This is a genomic window from Allobosea sp. R86505 (assembly GCF_042466375.1).
Taxonomy (GTDB): Bacteria; Pseudomonadota; Alphaproteobacteria; order Rhizobiales; family Beijerinckiaceae; genus Allobosea.
Window position 1 is genome coordinate 1,434,054 of the sequence record NZ_JAXHPY010000001.1, and the last position, 18,428, is coordinate 1,452,481.

General features: G+C 69.1%; 16 protein-coding genes. 12 read left to right on the forward strand and 4 right to left on the reverse strand.

What is annotated here, in order from left to right:
• The first annotated feature begins 7 nt into the window (after positions 1–7).
• Complete coding sequence (locus tag SJY11_RS06875; RefSeq protein WP_376985873.1) at positions 8–889, forward strand: methyltransferase domain-containing protein; 882 nt, start codon at positions 8–10, stop codon at positions 887–889.
• A gap of 16 nt (positions 890–905) precedes the next feature.
• Positions 906–1,358 carry an acyl-CoA thioesterase gene (locus tag SJY11_RS06880; protein ID WP_376985874.1) on the forward strand — a complete coding sequence of 151 codons (453 nt, stop codon included), beginning with the start codon at positions 906–908 and terminating at the stop codon, positions 1,356–1,358.
• Here SJY11_RS06880 and SJY11_RS06885 read toward each other — a convergent pair.
• Positions 1,333–2,574, reverse strand: coding sequence for a TadE/TadG family type IV pilus assembly protein (locus tag SJY11_RS06885; protein WP_376985875.1), 1,242 nt, complete (start codon positions 2,572–2,574; stop codon positions 1,333–1,335). The genes SJY11_RS06880 and SJY11_RS06885 overlap by 26 nt on opposite strands.
• A gap of 176 nt (positions 2,575–2,750) precedes the next feature.
• On the opposite strand from SJY11_RS06885, the gene purL reads away from it, so the two are divergent.
• From purL to bla, 5 genes are all read left to right on the forward strand, one after another.
• Entirely contained in the window at positions 2,751–4,961 is a 2,211-nt protein-coding gene (gene purL, locus SJY11_RS06890; RefSeq protein ID WP_376985876.1) for a phosphoribosylformylglycinamidine synthase subunit PurL, read from the forward strand.
• Between the two features lie 11 nt (positions 4,962–4,972).
• Entirely contained in the window at positions 4,973–5,209 is a 237-nt protein-coding gene (locus tag SJY11_RS06895; RefSeq protein WP_376985877.1) for a BolA family protein, read from the forward strand.
• Between the two features lie 22 nt (positions 5,210–5,231).
• A complete protein-coding gene (locus tag SJY11_RS06900; RefSeq protein ID WP_376985878.1) occupies positions 5,232–5,501 on the forward strand; it encodes a hypothetical protein in 270 nt (89 codons plus the stop codon).
• 17 nt (positions 5,502–5,518) lie between these two features.
• Positions 5,519–5,854 carry a Grx4 family monothiol glutaredoxin gene (gene grxD / locus SJY11_RS06905; protein WP_326911661.1) on the forward strand — a complete coding sequence of 112 codons (336 nt, stop codon included), beginning with the start codon at positions 5,519–5,521 and terminating at the stop codon, positions 5,852–5,854.
• Positions 5,855–5,926: 72 nt separating this feature from the next.
• A complete protein-coding gene (gene bla / locus SJY11_RS06910; protein WP_376985879.1) occupies positions 5,927–6,940 on the forward strand; it encodes a class A beta-lactamase in 1,014 nt (337 codons plus the stop codon).
• Here the strand turns inward: bla and SJY11_RS06915 are convergent.
• Positions 6,937–7,851: a DMT family transporter gene (locus SJY11_RS06915; protein ID WP_376985880.1), complete on the reverse strand. Its 915-nt coding sequence runs from the start codon at positions 7,849–7,851 to the stop codon at positions 6,937–6,939. The two genes, bla and SJY11_RS06915, sit on opposite strands and share 4 nt — an antisense overlap.
• Before the next feature lie 127 nt (positions 7,852–7,978).
• Between SJY11_RS06915 and SJY11_RS06920 the strand changes: the two genes are divergently transcribed.
• The 3 genes from SJY11_RS06920 (at position 7,979) to SJY11_RS06930 (ending at position 13,186) form a co-directional block, all read left to right on the forward strand.
• Positions 7,979–8,860, forward strand: coding sequence for a type 1 glutamine amidotransferase (locus SJY11_RS06920; protein WP_376985881.1), 882 nt, complete (start codon positions 7,979–7,981; stop codon positions 8,858–8,860).
• 311 nt (positions 8,861–9,171) lie between these two features.
• Entirely contained in the window at positions 9,172–11,250 is a 2,079-nt protein-coding gene (locus SJY11_RS06925) for a methyl-accepting chemotaxis protein (RefSeq protein WP_376985882.1), read from the forward strand.
• Between the two features lie 211 nt (positions 11,251–11,461).
• Entirely contained in the window at positions 11,462–13,186 is a 1,725-nt protein-coding gene (locus tag SJY11_RS06930) for a mucoidy inhibitor MuiA family protein (protein WP_376985883.1), read from the forward strand.
• 164 nt (positions 13,187–13,350) lie between these two features.
• Here the strand turns inward: SJY11_RS06930 and SJY11_RS06935 are convergent, their stop codons facing one another.
• Together SJY11_RS06935 and SJY11_RS06940 are read right to left on the reverse strand one after the other, a co-directional pair.
• Positions 13,351–13,929 (reverse strand): tyrosine phosphatase family protein, encoded by a 579-nt coding sequence (locus SJY11_RS06935; protein WP_376985884.1) that lies wholly within the window; start codon positions 13,927–13,929, stop codon positions 13,351–13,353.
• A 272-nt stretch (positions 13,930–14,201) separates the two neighbouring features.
• The gene (locus tag SJY11_RS06940; RefSeq protein ID WP_376985885.1) at positions 14,202–15,413 is read right to left on the reverse strand and encodes an amidohydrolase; all 1,212 of its coding nucleotides are present in this window, start codon (positions 15,411–15,413) and stop codon (positions 14,202–14,204) included.
• Between the two features lie 304 nt (positions 15,414–15,717).
• On the opposite strand from SJY11_RS06940, the gene SJY11_RS06945 reads away from it, so the two are divergent.
• Positions 15,718–17,010 (forward strand): adenylosuccinate synthase, encoded by a 1,293-nt coding sequence (locus SJY11_RS06945; protein WP_376985886.1) that lies wholly within the window; start codon positions 15,718–15,720, stop codon positions 17,008–17,010.
• Between the two features lie 116 nt (positions 17,011–17,126).
• Entirely contained in the window at positions 17,127–18,347 is a 1,221-nt protein-coding gene (locus tag SJY11_RS06950) for a histidine kinase (protein ID WP_376985887.1), read from the forward strand.
• The last annotated feature ends 81 nt before the right edge of the window (positions 18,348–18,428 follow it).

The following is an 18,428-nucleotide window of genomic DNA, read 5'->3' on the forward strand; positions in this document are numbered from 1 at the left end:
GCGACGCATGAGCGATGCAGCCCGCGTCTTCGACCGGGCGCTGGGCCGGCGGCGGCTGACACGGGCGCTGGCGGCCGGTTATCCGGATTTCCTGCTGCGGCGGGCCACGGAGGATCTCGAGGAGCGTCTGGCGGCGGTGCTGCGCCGTTTCGAGCGGGCGGCCGATCTCGGCTCGCCCCTGCCGCTGGCGGTGCCCGTGCTCGCGGGCAAGGCGGATTCGGTTTTTCACATGGCGGAGGCGCCGGGTTGCCGGAGCGAGCTGGTCGGCGATCTCGAACGCCTGCCTCTTGCCGCAGCGAGCCTCGATCTCTGTGCCTCGCTGCTCGCGCTGCAGGGCGTCAACGACCTGCCGGGGGCGCTGATCCAGATCCGGCGGGCGTTGCGGCCCGACGGGCTGTTCACCGGCTGCCTGCTCGGCGGCCGCACGCTCCACGAACTGCGGCAGGTGCTGCTGGAAGCCGAAGCGGAGACCGCGGGCGGCGCCAGCCCGCGGATCGCGCCCTTTGCTGATCTGCGCGATCTCGGCAGCCTGCTGCAGCGGGCGGGTTTTGCGCTGCCGGTCGTCGACAGCGAGGTCGTGACCGTGCGCTATCGCGACGTCTTTGGGCTGCTGCGCGATCTGCGTGCGCTGGGCTGGGGCAATGCGCTCACGGCCCGCCGCCGGACGGGCCTGCGCAGGGACACGCTGATGCGGGCTGCGGCCCTCTATGCCGAGCGCCATGCGGACGCCGACGGGCGGCTGCGGGCGACCTTCGAGATCGTCTGGCTTTCGGGATGGGCGCCGCATGAAAGCCAGCAGAAGCCGCTGCGGCCGGGCTCGGCCAAGGCGCGGCTGGCCGATGCGCTCGGCGTGCCGGAGATCGGCGCCGGCGACAAGGCTGGCGGGTAAGAGCGGGGGGATTGCCATGAGCGGCAGACAGGAACGGCTCGCGCGCGCGGCCTTCGGCGTCTTCCGCGCGATCCCGACGCGCTGGCACGACAACGACGTCTACGGCCACGTCAACAACGTGGTCTATTATGCCTGGTTCGACACGGCGGTGAACGCCTGGCTCATCGAGCGCGGCTTCCTCGACATCGCCGGCAGCGCCACGGTCGGCCTCGTCGTCGAGACGACCTGCAGCTATTTCGAGAGCGTCGCCTTCCCGGAGACCGTCGAACTCGGCCTCGGCGTCGAGCGGCTGGGCACCAGCTCCGTCACCTACCGGATCGGCGTGTTCCGCCAGGGCGGGGAGCGGGCGGCGGCGCAGGGCCGCTTCACCCATGTCTATGTCGACCGGGCGACGCAGCGCCCGGTGCCGATCCCGGCCGATCTGCGCGCGGCGCTCGAAGGCCTCACATCGTCAGGCGGATCTGGCTGATCTCGCGGGCGATCTGCTGGAAGATCGGGGTGAGCTGGGACGCATTGGAGACCTCGAAGAACATCGCGGGCTCGCTGGCGCAGCCGCGCAGCAGGCTGCTGTTCCCGTTGATGACGCGGATCGAATAGATCTTGATGCCCGTCGCCTTGGCATTCGTGCAGGCAGCCTCGGTGCGCTGGTCCATCGTGGTCTGGTTGTCGCCGAAGCGGTTCTGCGTGTTGTCGCCGTCGGTCAGCAGGATCATGTACTTGGTCAGCCGCGGCGTCGTGGAGGCGGCGGCCTCCGGCAGCGGCGCGCCCTGGCTGAGGCTCGCCATGCCCCAGGCGGCGCCGATCGTGACATTGGTGTTGCCCACCGGCGTCATGGCGTTGACGGTGCTCTCCAGCGCGGTCCAGTCGCTGGTCAGCGGCCGGATCGGCGTCAGCGAGGCGTAGGCGCAGAAATCCGCCGGATAGAGTGTGGCGTTGACGCCGGAGACGGCGCTGGCATCGCTGACGTCGTAGGCCTTGTCGCGGTCGCTGACGCAGCCCTGCCAGGTTGCCTTGGTGATGGTATCGGTCGTCCGGCTCCGGCCGCTGCCGGTCGTGCGGGTCAAGTCGTAGCGCAGCCAGGGCGAGTCCTTGTAGGTCGTCGGCAGTCGCACCTGCGTCGCGAAGGGCACGATCGAGACGCGGATCTGGTCGGGCGTGGTCGCCGCGTCCTTCAGGATATTGAGCAGGTCGAGCGAGGCCTTCTTCAACTCGGTCATCTTGCTGGACGAGGCCATCGAGCCGGTGTTGTCGAGCACGAGCGCGAGTTCGACCGTGTTCGTCCCCCAGGCAGCCTGGGCGCTGGAGGAGACGGGAATGGTGTCGAAACCGATCACGCGGGTGATGCTGGTCTCCACCGTCGTGTCGGCTGTGACGCTGACGGTGCGCGCCGCGCGGTCGACCGAGACGGTGTAGGTTCCCAGCCGCGCATCGGAATTGCCGGCGAGATTGGCACGGATCAGGGCCTCGGCGCGGGTCCGGAGCTCGGCGTCGGTGAGCTTGCTGGCGTCGCGGGCGACCATCAGCGCGGCCGAATCGACGGCGACGTTGAGGCTCGCCCGGGCCGAGCTGGCGCGCGCGTAATCGACGCTCGCGCCCGCGATGCCGATCATCGGCAGGGCGACGATTCCGAACAGGATCGCAACATTGCCGGACGCGTCTTTCCTGAAACGGGACAAAAGCGACATCGACTGTTCCTCCGTGGCACGGTCCGCTCCGTGCCGACGGGACAAGCGCAGATCGCGTGCCAGCCGGCCGCGAAGAGGCCGATGCGGCGGGAATGCGTTGTCTCTGCCCGTCAGTCGGGTTATGCCGCGCGCATCGAAACTGGCCGCGCGGCCGGAACGGCAGGAACCCTCGCCCCGTGATTCCCAACGACATCAAGATCACGCCGCAGCTCGTCGCCGAACACGGCCTGAAGCCCGACGAGTACCAGCGCTTCCTGCATCTGATCGGGCGCGAGCCCTCGATCACCGAACTCGGCATCGTCTCGGCGATGTGGAACGAGCACTGCTCGTACAAATCCTCGAAGATCCATCTCAAGACGCTGCCGACCAAGGCGCCCTGGGTGATCCAGGGGCCGGGCGAGAATGCCGGCGTCATCGACATCGGCGACGGCCTCGCCATCGTCTTCAAGATGGAGAGCCACAACCACCCCTCCTTCATCGAGCCCTATCAGGGCGCGACGACGGGCGTGGGCGGCATCCTGCGCGACGTCTTCACCATGGGCGCGCGGCCGATCGCGGTGCTCGATGCGCTGCGCTTCGGTTCGCCGGACCATCCGCGCACGCGCCATCTCGTCTCGGGCGTGGTGGCCGGCGTCGGCGGCTACGGCAATTCCTTCGGCGTGCCCAATGTCGGCGGTCTGACCGGCTTCCACAGCCGCTATGACGGCAACATTCTCGTCAATGCGATGGCGGTCGGCATCGCGCGGGCCGACGAGATCTTCTACGCCAAGGCCTCGGGCGTCGGTAAGGCGATCGTCTATCTGGGATCCAAGACCGGCCGCGACGGCATCCACGGCGCGACCATGGCCTCGGCCGCCTTCGGCGAGGGCGCCGAGGAAAAGCGCCCGACCGTGCAGGTCGGCGATCCCTTCGCCGAGAAGCTGCTGCTCGAGGCCTGCCTCGAGATCATGGCGGCGGGCCATGTCGATGCGATCCAGGACATGGGCGCGGCGGGCCTGACCTGCTCGGCCGTCGAGATGGGCGCCAAGGGCGATCTCGGCGTCGAGCTCAATCTCGACGCGGTGCCCTGCCGCGAGGAGGGCATGAGCGCCTACGAGATGATGCTGTCGGAGAGCCAGGAGCGCATGCTCATGGTGATCAAGCCGGGCCATGAGGAGCCGGCCGAGGCCATCTTCAAGAAATGGGGGCTGGACTTCGCCGTCGTCGGCCACACGACCGACGATCTGCGCTTCGTCGTGAAGCACCAGGGCGAGACCATGGCCGATCTCCCGATCAAGGAGCTCGGCGACGAGGCGCCCGAATATGACCGGCCCTGGATCGAGACCCCGCCGAAGCAGCGCATCGCGCCCGAGAGCGTCGAGCCGCCGATGGCCAATGCCAAGGCCCTGCTCAAGCTGATCGGCTCGCCGGATCTGTGCTCGAAGCGCTGGGTCTGGGAGCAGTATGACACGCTGATCCTCGGCAATTCGGTGGTGACGCCGGGCGGCGATGCCGGGCTGATCCGGATCGAGGACGGGCCGAAGGGGCTGGCCATGACCGCCGACGTCACCCCGCGCTATTGCGAGGCCGATCCCTTCGAGGGCGGCAAGCAGGCGGTGGCGGAAGCCTGGCGCAACTTGACCGCGACCGGGGCGACACCGCTCGCGGTCACCGACAATCTGAACTTCGGCAATCCGGAGCGGCCCGAGGTGATGGGCCAGCTCGTCGGCTGCATCAAGGGCATCGGCGAGGCTTGCCGCGCGCTCGACTTCCCCGTCGTCTCCGGCAACGTCTCGCTCTACAACGAGACCAATGGCGTCTCGATCCTGCCGACCCCGACCATCGGCGGCGTCGGCGTTCTCGCCGACGTGACGAAGCACGCGACCGTCGCCTTCAAGGCGGAGGGCGAGGCGATCCTGCTGATCGGCGAGACCACGGGCTGGCTCGGCCAGTCGGCTTATCTGGCGACCGTCTGCGGCCGCGAGGAGGGTGCGCCGCCGCCGGTCGATCTTGCTGTCGAGCGCCGCAATGGCGATGTCGTGCGCGGCCTGATCACGGCCGGGCGCGTCAGCGCCTGCCACGACCTGTCGGATGGCGGGCTCGCCGTCGCGCTGGCGGAGATGGCGATGGCCGGCGGGATCGGCGCGACCATCGAGATGCTGCCGGCGGGGCCGGCGCACGCCGTGCTCTTCGGCGAGGATCAGGCGCGTTATCTCGTCACCGTACCGGCTGCTTCGGCCGAGGCGGTGCGGGCCGAGATCGCGGCGGCCGGTGTGCCGGTTGCTGTGCTCGGTCGAACCGGCGGCGCTGCGCTGGCGCTGGCCGGCGAGACCCCTGTAGCCGTCTCCGAGATGAAGAGCGCCCACGAGACCTGGCTGCCGGCCTATATGGCCGGCAAGGCCGCCTGAGGAGAACCGCCATGGCGATGGATGCCCACGACATCGAGGCGATGATCAAGGCGGCGCTGCCGGATGCGATCGTCGAGATCAAGGATCTCGCCGGCGACGGCGACCATTACGCCGCGACCGTAACCTCGGCCGCCTTCAAGGGCAAGACCCGGGTGCAGCAGCACCAGATGGTCTACGCCGCCCTGCAGGGGAACATGGGTGGGGTCCTGCACGCCCTTGCGCTGACGACGGTGACGCCTGATATTTGAGGCGAACCCTGGAGCAGCCGCCATGGCCGAGCCCGATCCGACTGTCGCCAATCATACGCTCGTTCTCCTGCGCGGCATGGACCGGAAGCTCGATCACGTCATCGAGACGCTCGGGCGGCACGATGTTCGCCTCGGACGGCTGGAGCGCGACATCGGCGAGGTCAGGCGAGATATCGGGGAGATCAAGAGCGATGTCGTCCTGCTCGAAAACCGTATTCTGACCCAGACCAACGAAATTCTTCGCATCGTGCATCGCCTCAACGAGCAGGACGCTCTGGCGAGCCAGAACTGAACTCCGGAGATACGCTCATGTCCGACACCAACGCCCGCATCGATGCCGAGGTGAAGTCCGCCGATGTGGTGCTCTTCATGAAGGGCACGCCGCAATTCCCGATGTGCGGCTTCTCGGGCCAGGTCGTGCAGATCCTGTCCTATGTCGGTGTGCCGTTCAAAGGGGTGAACGTGCTCGAGGACCAGGAGATCCGCGAGGGCATCAAGGCCTATTCCAACTGGCCGACGATCCCGCAGCTCTACGTCAAGGGCGAGTTCATCGGCGGCTGCGACATCACCCGCGAGATGTTCCAGGCCGGCGAGTTGCAGGCGCTGCTCGCGGACAAGGGCATCGCGGTCAAGCAGGCGAGCTAAACCCCGCCGCCGGTCCGACAAACCCGCGCCCCATTCGCCGTCTTCCGTGCGCGCCGCTCACGGGAGACGCCGATGCCTCGCTTCATCACGACCGCCATGCTCGCCTGCGCCACTGCGGCGCCCCTGCTCGCGCCGGCACCGGCTCTCGCCGACTGGGACAAGGCGAGGCTGTCGCGTGAGATCGTTGCGATCGAGCGGGAGGCCAAGGGCCGGCTCGGCGTCGCCCTGCTCGATCTGAAGGACCGGTCGCTCTGGTCGCATCGCGGCAGCGAGCGCTTCCCGATGCAGAGCGTGTTCAAATGGCCGCTGGCCATTGCGGCGCTGCAGGCGGTCGAAGCGGGCAAGCTCAGGCTCGACGAGCCGATCACCATCCGGCGCAGCGAGTTCTCGCTCTATCACAGCCCGCTCGCCAAGGCGTTCAAGGGCGAGGCCAACGCCTATCCGGTGCGGGAGCTGATCGCGCTCGCCGCCGGCGAGAGCGACAACACCGCCGCCGACATCCTGATGCGCGCCATCGGCGGACCGCAGGCGGTGACCGCCATGCTGAAGGCCGGCGGCATCACCGGCATTTCCGTCGACCGCTATGAGCGGCAGTTCCAGCCGGAGGTCTTCGGCTTAGCCGGATTCGGCTGGTCTGACGTCATCGACGAACCCGCCTATCGCGCCAGGCTGTCCGCGCTTGATCCGGCGAAACGCATGGCTGCCCTCCAGGCTGCCCTGAAGGACCCGCGCGACAGCGCCACGCCCGAGGCCAGCGTCGCCTTCGTCGAGGCGCAGGCCAAGGGCAACTGGCTGCGCGAGCCGGCGCACAGCGCGCTGATCGACAGGATCACACTGGAAACGAAATCGGGCCCCGACCGCATCCGTGCCGGCCTGCCGAAGGGAGCGCGCTTCGCCCATGAGACCGGCTCCGGGCTGACCATGGACTGCATCAACCACGCGACGAACGACATCGGCCTCGTGAACCTGCCGAACGGGCGGGTCTTCGCCATCGCGGTCTATCTCGCCGGCTCGACAGCGGATGCAAAGCAGCGCGAGGCGGCCCATGCCGCCGTAGCGCGGCTGGCGGTCTTAGCGCTGCGCTAGGCGCGCTTGGCCAGCCGCTCGGCGATGAAGATGCCGCCGAGCACGAGCAGCAGCGCGACGCCGTGATAGAGCGCGAGCTGCTCGCCGAGGATCAGCACGGCGAGGATCGGCGCGAAGACGGGGACCAGATTGACGAAGACGCCGGCGCGGCCCGGCCCGATCAGCTCGACGGCGCGCATGAAGAAGAGCTGCGACAGGATCGAGGGGCCGATCGCGACATAGAGAAGGATCAGCCAGCCCTGCGGCGCCTTCACCGTGAAGGCGCCCTGCGCGACCTCGATCGCCAGCAGCGGCAGCGAGACCAGGCAGGCCACCATGGCCAGCGCCGAGAAGAAGACGAGGCCCGGCACCTGCGGCCGCGAGCGAATCGCCACCGTGTAGCCTGCATAGAAGGTGCAGGCGACGATCATGAAGAGATCGCCCGGCGCGAAGGCGAACTGCCGGAGCACCGCAATGTCGCCGCGGCTGGCTACGACGGCGACGCCGAGCAGCGTGACGAGGACGCCGAGCGCCTGCACGGGTCCGATCGGCGTGCGGTAGGCGATGAAGGCGCCGATCAGCACGAAGACGGGGATCGAGCCCTGGAGAATGCCGATATTGATCGCCGTCGTCGAATAGGCGGCGAGATACATCAGCGCGTTGAAGGCGGTGAAGCCGACGGTGCCCATCGCGACGATGAATTTCCAGTGGGCCTTGAGAACCGGCCAATGCGCCCTGATCTGGTGGCGCAGCAGCACCGGCATCACCGCGCAGACCACGACCCAGCGCAGCGAGGTCAGCGCCATCGGCGAGATGGCGTCGACCGCGAGGCGACCGGCCACCGCATTGCCGCCCCACATCAGGGTGGTCAGGGTCAGCAGCAGATAGGCATTGCCCCAGAGGCGCTGCTTGAGGGTCTGGTTCGCGGGCAAGCGGTCAACCGATCGGGAAACGGGCTCCTGCAATAGCCTTGCGCGCGGTTCGCGTCATGTGGGATGAGGCGCAGTGGCGCCCGGCGCCCGGCGCATCCCTCTCTCCCCATCACCCGCGGCTTCTCCCATGCTCGATGTCGTCCGTCGCCCGCTCCGCCTGCTCTTCGTCGACGGCAATACCCGCGCGCAGCGCGAGAACCACGCGGCGGGCTATGGCGCCCAGCCGGCGGAGGCCTATGCCGCCGAGATCGCCGCGATCGAGCCCGGCGTGGTGACCGACATCTGCCTGCCGGCCGACGAGGGCGCCAATCTGCCGGATGGCGCCGGCCTGCAGTCCTATGACGGCATCTTCCTGACCGGTTCGGCGCTCCACATCTATCAGATCGAGCCGGCGGTGACGCGTCAGATCGAGCTGATGCGCGCGATCTACGCCAGCGGCACGCCCTGCTTCGGCTCCTGCTGGGGCATTCAGATGGGCGCGGTCGCGGCGGGTGGCACGGTGACGGCCAACCCCAGGGGGCGTGAGGTCGGCTTCGCGCGCAGGATCGCGCCGAGCGAGCCCGGCCGGACACATCCGCTGCTGGCCGGACGCCCCGCAGCGTTCGATGCGCCGGCGATCCATCTCGACACGGTCGTCCAGCCGCCGCACGGCACGACGATTCTGGCCTCGAACGCCTATAGCCAGGTCCAGGCGGCCGAGATCCGCCATGAGGGCGGGGTGTTCTGGGGCGTGCAGTACCATCCCGAATTTCCGCTGCGCCAGGTCGCCTCGATCCTGGGCCGCATGGTGCCGGTTCTGATCGAGGAGGGGTTCCGGAAGGACGAGGCGGACGCGGAAACCTGGCTGTCGGAGCTGCGCGCGCTCGACGCCGACAAGAGCCGCCAGGACCTCGCCTGGGCCCATGGGCTCGACGCCGAGGTGCTCGATGATGCGCGCCGCGTCACCGAGCTGCGCAATTTCCTGGATCAGCGCGTCAGGCCGCAGGCGAGCGCGCGCGGACGCGCCTAGAACACTGCCCCGGACGGGGCTCGGCCGCATCGCGTGAGGCGAAGACGTGACGCAAGGGCGCTTTGTAGCGGCCGCCGAAGGCCAGCGATGTCCTTGTCATTGCCGTTGTTTCGCGCTGTGGTTGCACATTCCGGCGTCAATTCTTCTTTTGGATTAATCGTATTTTAAACGTCTAGGGACGAAATCGGATCGAATGATGACGTAGGGACAGTATCCGGCAACCTCCAGTATCCCCTGCGGCACCCGACCTGAAGACCACTCTGTCATCCCGCCGGCGCGTGCGCTGTGCCGCTACATGGGGCCCGAAACCGTTGAAATCCATTCGCACCAAAATCCTGGCGATCCTGGCGATCGTCTCGCTCGGCGCCCTCATCTCGTCCGGGCTCGGTTTGTGGGCGCTGTCCCATTCCAACAACCTCAGCCAGCGTGCGGCGCAACTCGCGAACGTCACCCACGATACGGACCTGATCAACTCCCATGTCCTGGGCGTGGTGATGGATGCGCGCGGCATCTACATGTCGAAGGACGCGGCCGCGGCCGAGCCCTTCGCCAAGGGCATGGAGGCGCGGTTCCCGCAATTGCGCAGTCTCGCCGCTCATCTCGTCGGCATCACGCCGGAAGCCGAGCGCGATCAGGCGCGGAAGATCGAGAAGGCGGTGGCGGATTTCATCACGTTCCGGTCCGAAACCATCCGGCTCGGACGCGAGGTCTCGACGGCGGCGGCGAACGCCCAGGGCAACAATGACGGCAACCGAGCGAACCGCAAGGCGCTCAACGATCTGCTCGTGGCCTTAAGCAAGACGAACAACGCGGCGTCCGAAGTCCTGGAGCAGGAAGCCAACCGCTTCACGGAGATGGCGAAGATCGGCCTGCCCGTCACGCTCGGCGTCATGCTGCTCGGCTCGCTGCTGATGGCGCTCTTCTTCGCCCAGCGCTCGCTGACCAAGCCGATCCTTGATCTCAGCGCCGTGATGGGCGCCCTGACGCGGGGCGATCTCAAGGTGACCGTGCCGCATCTCGAACGGCAGGACGAGATCGGCACCATGGCCAAGGCCGTCTCCGTGCTGCGGGAAAGCTCCGAGCAGGTCGCGATCCTCCAGCAGCAGGAGCAGGCCGCGGCGGCGGCGCGCCTCGCCCGGGCGCAGTCGATGGAAGCGGTCGTGTCGGATGTCGGCGAGGTCGTGGCGGCTGCGGCGGCGGGCGATTTCTCGGCGCGGCTGCAGATCGACCATGCCGACGAGCAGATGCAGAAGCTCGTCGCCGGCATCAACGAGATCAATGCGGTCGTCGACGGCGCCACCAGCGAGTTCTCCGGGACGTTGCAGGCGATCGCGGCCGGCGACCTGACGCACCGGGTCGACACCGCCTATCAGGGCCGCTTCGCCGATCTGAAGGCCGCGATTAACGAGACGGTGGATCGCCTGTCTTCGACGGTGAAAACGATCCAGCTGACCTCGGCGGATGTCGGTCTGGCGGCGCGCGAGATCAACATGGGCGCCGACGATCTCTCCAAGCGCACCGAGGAGCAGGCCTCCTCGCTGGAAGAGACCGCGGCGACGACGGAAGAACTCGCCGCCTCGGTGAAGGCGACCGCCCAGGCCTCGCGCCAGGCGGCGAGCGTCGCCGACGAGGCCATGAAGGCGGCGCAGGCCGGCGGGGCGATTGCTGGTCAGGCGGTCGACGCGATGGCGCGCATCGAGAGCGCCTCCACCAAGATCTCCGACATCATCCGGGTCATCGACGACATCGCCTTCCAGACGAACCTGCTGGCGCTCAACGCGGCCGTCGAGGCGGCCCGTGCGGGCGATGCCGGCAAGGGCTTCGCGGTCGTCGCGTCCGAAGTCCGGACGCTCGCCCAGCGGTCGAGCGAGGCGGCCAAGGACATCTCGGCGCTGATCTCTTCGTCGAACAGCGAGGTCGGCGAGGGCGTCAAGCTCGTCCGCCAGGCCGGCGAACAGCTCAGCCAGATTCTGGCAGCCTCCGAGAAGGTCGCGGCCACGATCGCGGAAATCTCTGCCGCCTCGGGCGAACAGGCCAGCGGCATCGACGAGATGAGCCAGGCGGTGGCGCATCTCGACGAGATGACCCAGCAAAACGCGGCGCTGTCGGAACAGAGCGCGGCCTCGGCCGGCTCGCTCTCGGGCAAGATCGCCCAGCTCAACGACCTCGTCGCCGCCTTCAAGACCGGGCCGGACTCCGGCCGCGCCGCGGCTGCGCCGGTCCCCGCCGGCGAGCCGGCCCGCCTGCGCCAACTCGCGGAAGCCGCCTTCGCCCAGACCCGGGCGCCTGCGGCCCGTGCCGCCGCGCCGGCCGCCGCACCGCCCCCGCGCGCGCCGGCCAAGAAGGTCGCCAACAGCCGCGCCGGCGATTCGGGCTGGGAAGAGTTCTAAGCCCTGCCTCTACCCAAGCGCCAACCAGGGCCCTGCCGAACCGGCAGGGCCTTTTGCGTTGGGGCTGTCCCGTATTCGCGGGCGGGGCGGCTGCGAGGCGCAGGCGGCCGGCGGATCGCTGTGTCCGCAATCGGGCCCAATTCCGCCTTGGCCTCGTCCCAATCGGGCGTGTCTATCACGGGCTCGTGATCGTCTATGGGGATAGCACAGCATGATGACCCGTTTCGCCGCCGCCCTCGTCCTGGCTCCCGGCTTCGCAGGAGCCGCCGAGATCGAGCTGGCCTCGCGGATCGACCGTGTCACGGTCTATCCCGACGGGGCGGTGGTGACGCGGCTGGGCAAGGCCGAACTGCTGCAGGGCGCCTCGCAGATCGTGCTGCGCGGCCTGCCGGCTGCGATCGACCCCGCCTCGATCCGCGTCGAGGGCCGGGGCAGCGCGGCGGGTGGCGGCGGTGCATTCTCGATCGGAGCCGTGGATGTGCGCCCGACGCCCGGCGAGGCCAAGCCGGTGCTCGACGCGGTGATCGAGGGCAAGCTCACCGCGCTGCGGGACGAGAAGCAGGCGCTGGCCGGGCGCATCAGCGCGATCGAGGCCAAGCGCGCCACGATCGAGCGCTTCGGCCAGACCGGGCCGGACAAGCTCGGCCCCGACGGCAAGGCGCTGCCGGTGGCGGACTGGCCGGCCGTGTTCGAGGCGATCGGCACAGCGCTGGTGAAGGTTCATGAGGAATTGCGTGGCGACCGCGCCCGGGCGGCGGATGTCGAGGGCGAGATCGCGGCGCTGGAGCGGGCGAAACCGCAGCCGGGCCGACCCGGCGCACCCAAGCGCGACGTCGCGATCGCGGTCGAGGCGCCAGCGCCGCTGGCGGCCGAGTTCACGGTGACCTACCGCGTCGGCGGTGCCGGCTGGACACCGCAATACGAGGCGCGCCTGTCGACAGGCGGCGTCGGCGGCAAGCCTTCGCTCGATCTCCTGCGGAGGGCGGAGTTGCGCCAGCGGACGGGCGAGGACTGGGCCGATGTGGCGCTGACGCTGTCGACGACACGCTCGGCCGGCGGCACGCAGGCGCCGGAGCTGACGCCGGTGCAGGTGATGTTCTTCGAGCCACCGGTGCTCTACGAGGCGCGCCCGATGACGCGGGCTGCGCCGGCGCCGATGGCGGCCGCCCGCGCCAGGGCGGAAGCCGACGCGATCGCCGAACAGTCGCAGAAGGCGGCCGCCCCCGTCGCCGCCGAGGCACAGACCGCCCAGATCGAGGCGGGCGCCTATCAGGCGAGCTTCCAGGTGCCCGGGCGCGCCACGATCCCGCAGGACGGCTCCTCCAGGACCGTGCTGCTGAGCCAGGCGAAGGCCGAGCCGGCGCTGGCGGCGCGGATCGTGCCCGAGCTGGAGGAGAAGGCCTATCTCGAGGCGAGCTTCATCCATGACGAGGCGGCGCCGCTGCTGCCGGGAACCGTCGCCCTGCATCGCGATGGGAGCTATATCGGGCGGGGCCGGATCGGGCTGGTGGCGCCGGGCGACAAGGTCGCGCTCGGCTTCGGCGCCGACGACAAGCTCAAGGTCACGCGCGCGCCGGTGCACCGCCGCGAGAACGAGCCGAACTGGCTCGGCCAGACCCGCACCGATCTGCGCGAGTTCCGCACGGTGGTGAAGAGCCTTCACGCCCAGCCGGTGAAGGTGACGGTGACCGAGCGCATCCCCTATTCGGAGAGCAGCGCGATCACGGTGGAGAGCCTGCCGGCGCAGACCACGCCCCCCACCGAGAAGCAGGTCGGCGACAAGCGCGGCGTCTCGGCCTGGACCTTCGACCTCGCGCCCGGCGCCGAGAAGGAGATCAAGGTCGCCTACCGGATCAAATGGCCGGGTGACCGCGAGGTCACCTATGCCCCGCAGCCGGGGCCGGGCCCGCAGCCCTTGCCGCGGCCGCTGAACTGAGGGGGCGGGGTTTGCTCACGAACCACGCCGTCATCCTGGACCAGCCGCGCAGCGGCGCAGGCCGGGATCCATCATCGGGCTCTGCGCCGCTCCAGGATGGATCCCGGGACGACCTTCGGTTGCCCAGGATGACGGCCGAGTGTCCGAGGGAAAACGACGGCCCGTCACACGGCCATCGCCAGCTCGCGCCCGCGGCCGAGCCGCGTCATCCAGTCTGTGTATTGCGGCTGGACCTTGAGCTGGTGGCCGTAATGGCGGCGCAGGCCCTCCGTCAGGCGCCCGCCCAGCCCGAGCTGCTCGTCGGCGAAGCCGATCATCACCGAGTTCGGCCAGGCCTGCGGGCGCACGCCGCGCAGGCGCTCGAAGAGCTCGTCCTCGCTCGCGTCAGGATCGTTCTGGGCCATCAGCATCAGCATCGCCGCGGTCGAGCGCGAGATGCCCATATGGCAGTGGACGAGGAGATGCCCCTCGACCCGCTCGCCCACGCCCGCGCGCAGCCCCTCGCCGAACTGCAGGATCTGCTCGACATGGCCAGCTTGCGGCGGGGTCATGCCCTGCGACGGGCCGAGGATGTCGTGGAAGCGCAGCGTGACGCGATGGTGCTCGCCATAGGTCCCGAAGGTGTCGATCTCCGGCAGGCCGGGGTCGAGCAGCGACAGCACATGGCTGACGCGGCGGACGCTATGGGCGGGCAGTTCCTCGATGCCGCAGATGGTGAGCGTCGAGATGGCGAGCGATTGCATGGTGATAACCCGCTGGTTTGCGTGAGCCCGCCGCATATGGCCTGCCTCCGCGCCGCGCAACCGACGGAACTGGAGGCGAGCCCTGCATATGCGCTTTAGCCTGGAGGCGGCCTGACCGGACGGCGGCATCCCTCAGCCCTCATCCTGAGGAGCGCTCGGCACGAGCGCGTCTCGAAGGATGCTCCAGATGGTTCCGGAGCCCCCTGGAGCATCCTTCGAGACGCCGCTCCGCGGCTCCTCAGGATGAGGGCTGAGGTTTTGTGATGCGCGACCTACGCCGCCGCCGCTCGCTCCTCGATTCCCAGCTCCTCACCCACGACGTTCACCCAATAGCGGATGCCGTCGGGGATGATGGCGTCGTTGAAATCGTAGAGCGGGGTGTGCAGGCCCTTGAACGTGCCATCCGCCTCGACGCCGTTGCCGATGCGCATGAAGGCGCCGGGCTTGATCAGCATCATCTCGGCGAAATCCTCGCCGCCCGTGCCCGGCCGCAGCTTGCCGTCGACATGGGCCACGCCGACCGAGGCGGAAGCTGCCGCGACCGCGACCGCGACCTGATCGGCCTTGTTGATCAGCGGGCTGGTGCCGCGGTGATAGGTCGCTTCCGCCCTGCAGCCCCAGGCGAGCGCGGTGGCGGAGGCGAGTTCACCGATGCGGCGCTCGATCGTGTCGCGGATCTCGGCGGAGTAGGTGCGCGCCGTGCCGCCGAGCACCAGCTCGGAGGGGATGACGTTGGACGCGTTGACGTCGCCGCCATGGATGTAGCCGACGCTGATCACGGCGGTGTCGAGCGGCGGCACGTTGCGGCCAACGATGCCCTGCAGCCCGAGCACGAACTGCGCCTGGGCATAGGTGATGTCGGTCGAGAGATGCGGCTGCGAGCCGCCATGGCCGCCGACGCCGCGGAAGATCACCTGCCAGCTGTCGGCCGAGGCGAGGAAGGGGCCGACCGCCGTGCCGAAATGCGAGGCCGGCAGACCCGGCGTGTTGTGCAGGCCATAGATCGCGTCGCAGGGGAAGCGCTCGAACAGCCCGTCGGCCAGCATGGCGTTGGCGCCGCCGCGGCCTTCCTCGGCCGGCTGGAAGATCAGGATGCAGGTGCCGGCGAAATCGGGGTTCTCGGCGAGGTAGCGCGCGGCGCCGAGCAGCATGGTGGTGTGGCCGTCATGGCCGCAGGCGTGCATCTTTCCGGGGTGCTGCGAGGCGTAAGGGAGGCCGGTCTGCTCCTCCAGCGCCAGGCAGTCCATGTCGGCGCGCAGCCCGATCGCGCGCTGGCCGGGGCGCTTGCCGCGGATGACGCCGACGACGCCGGTGCCACCGATTCCTTCGGTGACCTCGACACCCCATTCGCGCAGGTTCTTCGCGACGAGGGCCGCGGTGCGCGTCTCCTCCAGCCCGAGCTCGGGATGGGCGTGGATGTCCTGGCGGATCGCGGTGAAGGCGGCATGGTGGCGGTCGAGCCAGGCGTCGAGCGTGTTCGTCATCGGTGTCCTGTTCCCCTTGGCGCGGGCCCTGCGTCGGTTCTGCGGGCGGTTGCCGCAGCCTCTGGCCCGGCGGCCCGTCAAGCCTTCCGGCGAGGCGAGATCGGGGCCGCCGGCTCACCTTCTACACCTGTGCGAAGCGGCCGGCCATGCGCGCCAAGCTTGACCTCGGCGTGCTCTTGGCTCATGAGGGCGTGCAAGAACCTGCCTTCGAACCCCGGTCTTGCGCCGGGGTTTTTCATGTGCGGCGCTTGCCCGGAACGACACGCGCAAGACTCACTTTAAGACAAGCAGGAACCCCTGAACCATGGCAAATGTGGTGGTGGTCGGCGCCCAGTGGGGCGACGAGGGCAAGGGCAAGATCGTCGACTGGCTGTCGAGCCAGGCCGATGTGGTCGTGCGATTCCAGGGCGGCCACAATGCCGGCCACACCCTCGTCATCGACGGCGTCGTCTACAAGCTCTCGCTGCTGCCCTCGGGCATCGTGCGGCCGGGCAAGCTTTCGGTCATCGGCAACGGCGTCGTGGTCGATCCCTGGCATCTGGTCGAGGAGATCGCGCGGCTGCAGGCGCAGGGCGTCGCGATTTCCCCTGAGAACCTCCGCGTCGCCGACAACGCCACGCTGATCCTGCCGCTGCATCGCGAGCTCAACCATTTCCGCGAGACCTCCAATGTCGGGCTGAAGATCGGCACGACCAAGCGCGGCATCGGTCCCGCCTATGAGGACAAGGTCGGCCGCCGCGCCATCCGCGTCATCGACCTGAAGGACCCGGCGATCCTGGAGGCCAAGATCGAGCGGCTGCTGGCGCATCACAACGCGCTGCGCCGGGGTCTGGGCATCGAAGAGGTCAACGGGGCCGAGCTGCTCGCCCAGCTCAAGGAGATCGCGCCGAAGATCCTGCCCTTCGCCGACACCGTCTGGGCGCTGCTCGATTCGCAGCGCCGCGCCGGAAAGCGCATCCTGTTCGAGGGCGCGCAGGGCGCGCTGCTCGATGTCGATCACGGCACCTATCCCTTCGTCACCTCCTCCAACATCGTCGCCGGCCAGGCCGCGACCGGCTCGGGGCTCGGCCCCTCGGCGGTCGGCTATGTGCTGGGCATCGCCAAGGCCTATACGACGCGCGTCGGCGAGGGCCCGTTCCCGACCGAGCTGTTCGACGAGATCGGCGAGCTGATCGGTCAGAAGGGCAAGGAGTTCGGTGTCGTCACGGGCCGCAAGCGCCGCTGCGGCTGGTTCGATGCCTGCCTGGTGCGCCAGACGGTGAAGACCTCGGGCATCGACGGCATCGCGCTGACCAAGCTCGACATCCTCGACGGCTTCGAAGAGATCAAGGTCTGCACCGGCTACAGGCTCGACGGCGAGATCCTCGAGCATCTGCCGGCGGGCCAGAGCGACCAGGCCCGCGTCGAGCCGGTCTATGAGACGATTCCCGGCTGGGAAGGCTCGACGGCGGGCGCCCGTTCCTGGGCCGACCTGCCGGCGCAGGCGATCAAATATGTCCGCCGCATCGAGGAGCTGATCGGCGCCAGCGTCGCGGTGCTCTCGACCAGCCCCGAGCGCGACGACACCATCCTGGTCCACAACCCCTTCGAGGGGTGAGGCCTTCCGCAACGGGAGCTTCCGGCCCGACACCCTTTGGGAAATACGCCCCGGCCTGAAACCGGACAGGGTCGCCGAGGGTTGACGCAGGCAAGCAACAGCGACAAGTGAGGCCAATGGCCGACTTCTATCCCATCCTGGCACGCGCGGTCGCCGGGCTGCCCGACACATCGCCGGCAGCCCGCCAGGCGATCTATGACCGCGCCAGGGCCGCGCTCGTCGCGCAGCTGCGCAGTCTCGATCCGCCGCTCGGCGAGGCCGAGATCATGCGCGAACGCCTGTCTCTCGACGAGGCGGTGGCGCGGATCGAGGCCGATTACGACGACACGCCGCCGCGCTTCGAGATCGACGCGCTCGATCCGCCGCCGGAAGCCGGTCCGGATCTCGCCGAGCGGCTGCCGCCCGCGTCGGCGCCAGGTTCGCCGCGCGCCCCGGCGTCTGGGGTGGATAGCGACGAGGCGGGGTTCGGCGAGCCCCAGCCCGACATCGCGGACACGCAGCCGACGCGGCCGCGGATCGCGCCACCGCGCGAGAGCCGGGTCAAGCCGGGCCATCTGCGCACCGCCATCGTCGCGGGTGGCGTCGCTGTCGCGATCGCCGCGATCGCGGTGACGGCCTATTACGTCAACAAGGTCAAACCGACCGAGACGGCGACGCGGCCGCCCGTCGAGGCGCCGGCCCAGCCGGCGCAGGCGGACAATGCCGGCAAGATCGCCGAGCGCGTCGGCGAGGCGGGCGCCGCGCCGTCGGTGACCCGTCCGCAAACAGGCGGCACTGCTCCCTCGCAGGAGATCGCCGTCGCGCAGCGCGCCATCCTCTACATCGAGGACCCCGCCGTCCCGCAGACGCCGCGGGCCGTCAACGGTCGCGTCTTCTGGCGGCTCGACAGCGAGAGCGTCGGCCAGGGCCGTCCGGTCGAGACGATCGTGCGCGCGACAGTCGAGATCACCGAGATCGGGCTGACGCTGGATTTCACCATCCGCCGCAATACCGACAACGCCTTTCCGGCTTCGCACATCATCGGCATGCGCTTCTCCAGCATCGGCGATCCGGCGACGGAAGCGGTGCGCGAGGTCGGTGTGCCGCAGTTCAAGACCGAGGAAAGCGAGCGCGGCGCGCCGCTCTCGGCGATCAACTCGGCACTGGGCGAGAACCTCTTCGTCGCGGCCCTGTCGAACGTGCCCGTCGAGGTCACGCGCAATGTCGACCTGATCCTGAACCGGTCCTGGATCGACGTGCCCGTGCGCTTCGCCTCCGGCAAGCGCGGCATCATCACCTTCGAGAAGGGTGTGTCGGGCGGGCAGACGCTGGCGGACGCGTTCGGGCGCTGGCAGTAGGGGCTCCGGGACCCCCGGCCGGTTCCCTCAGCCTGCTCGGCTCTTCCGCCTCCGCGCCAAAGCCCGCCAGCGCCGCCGCCG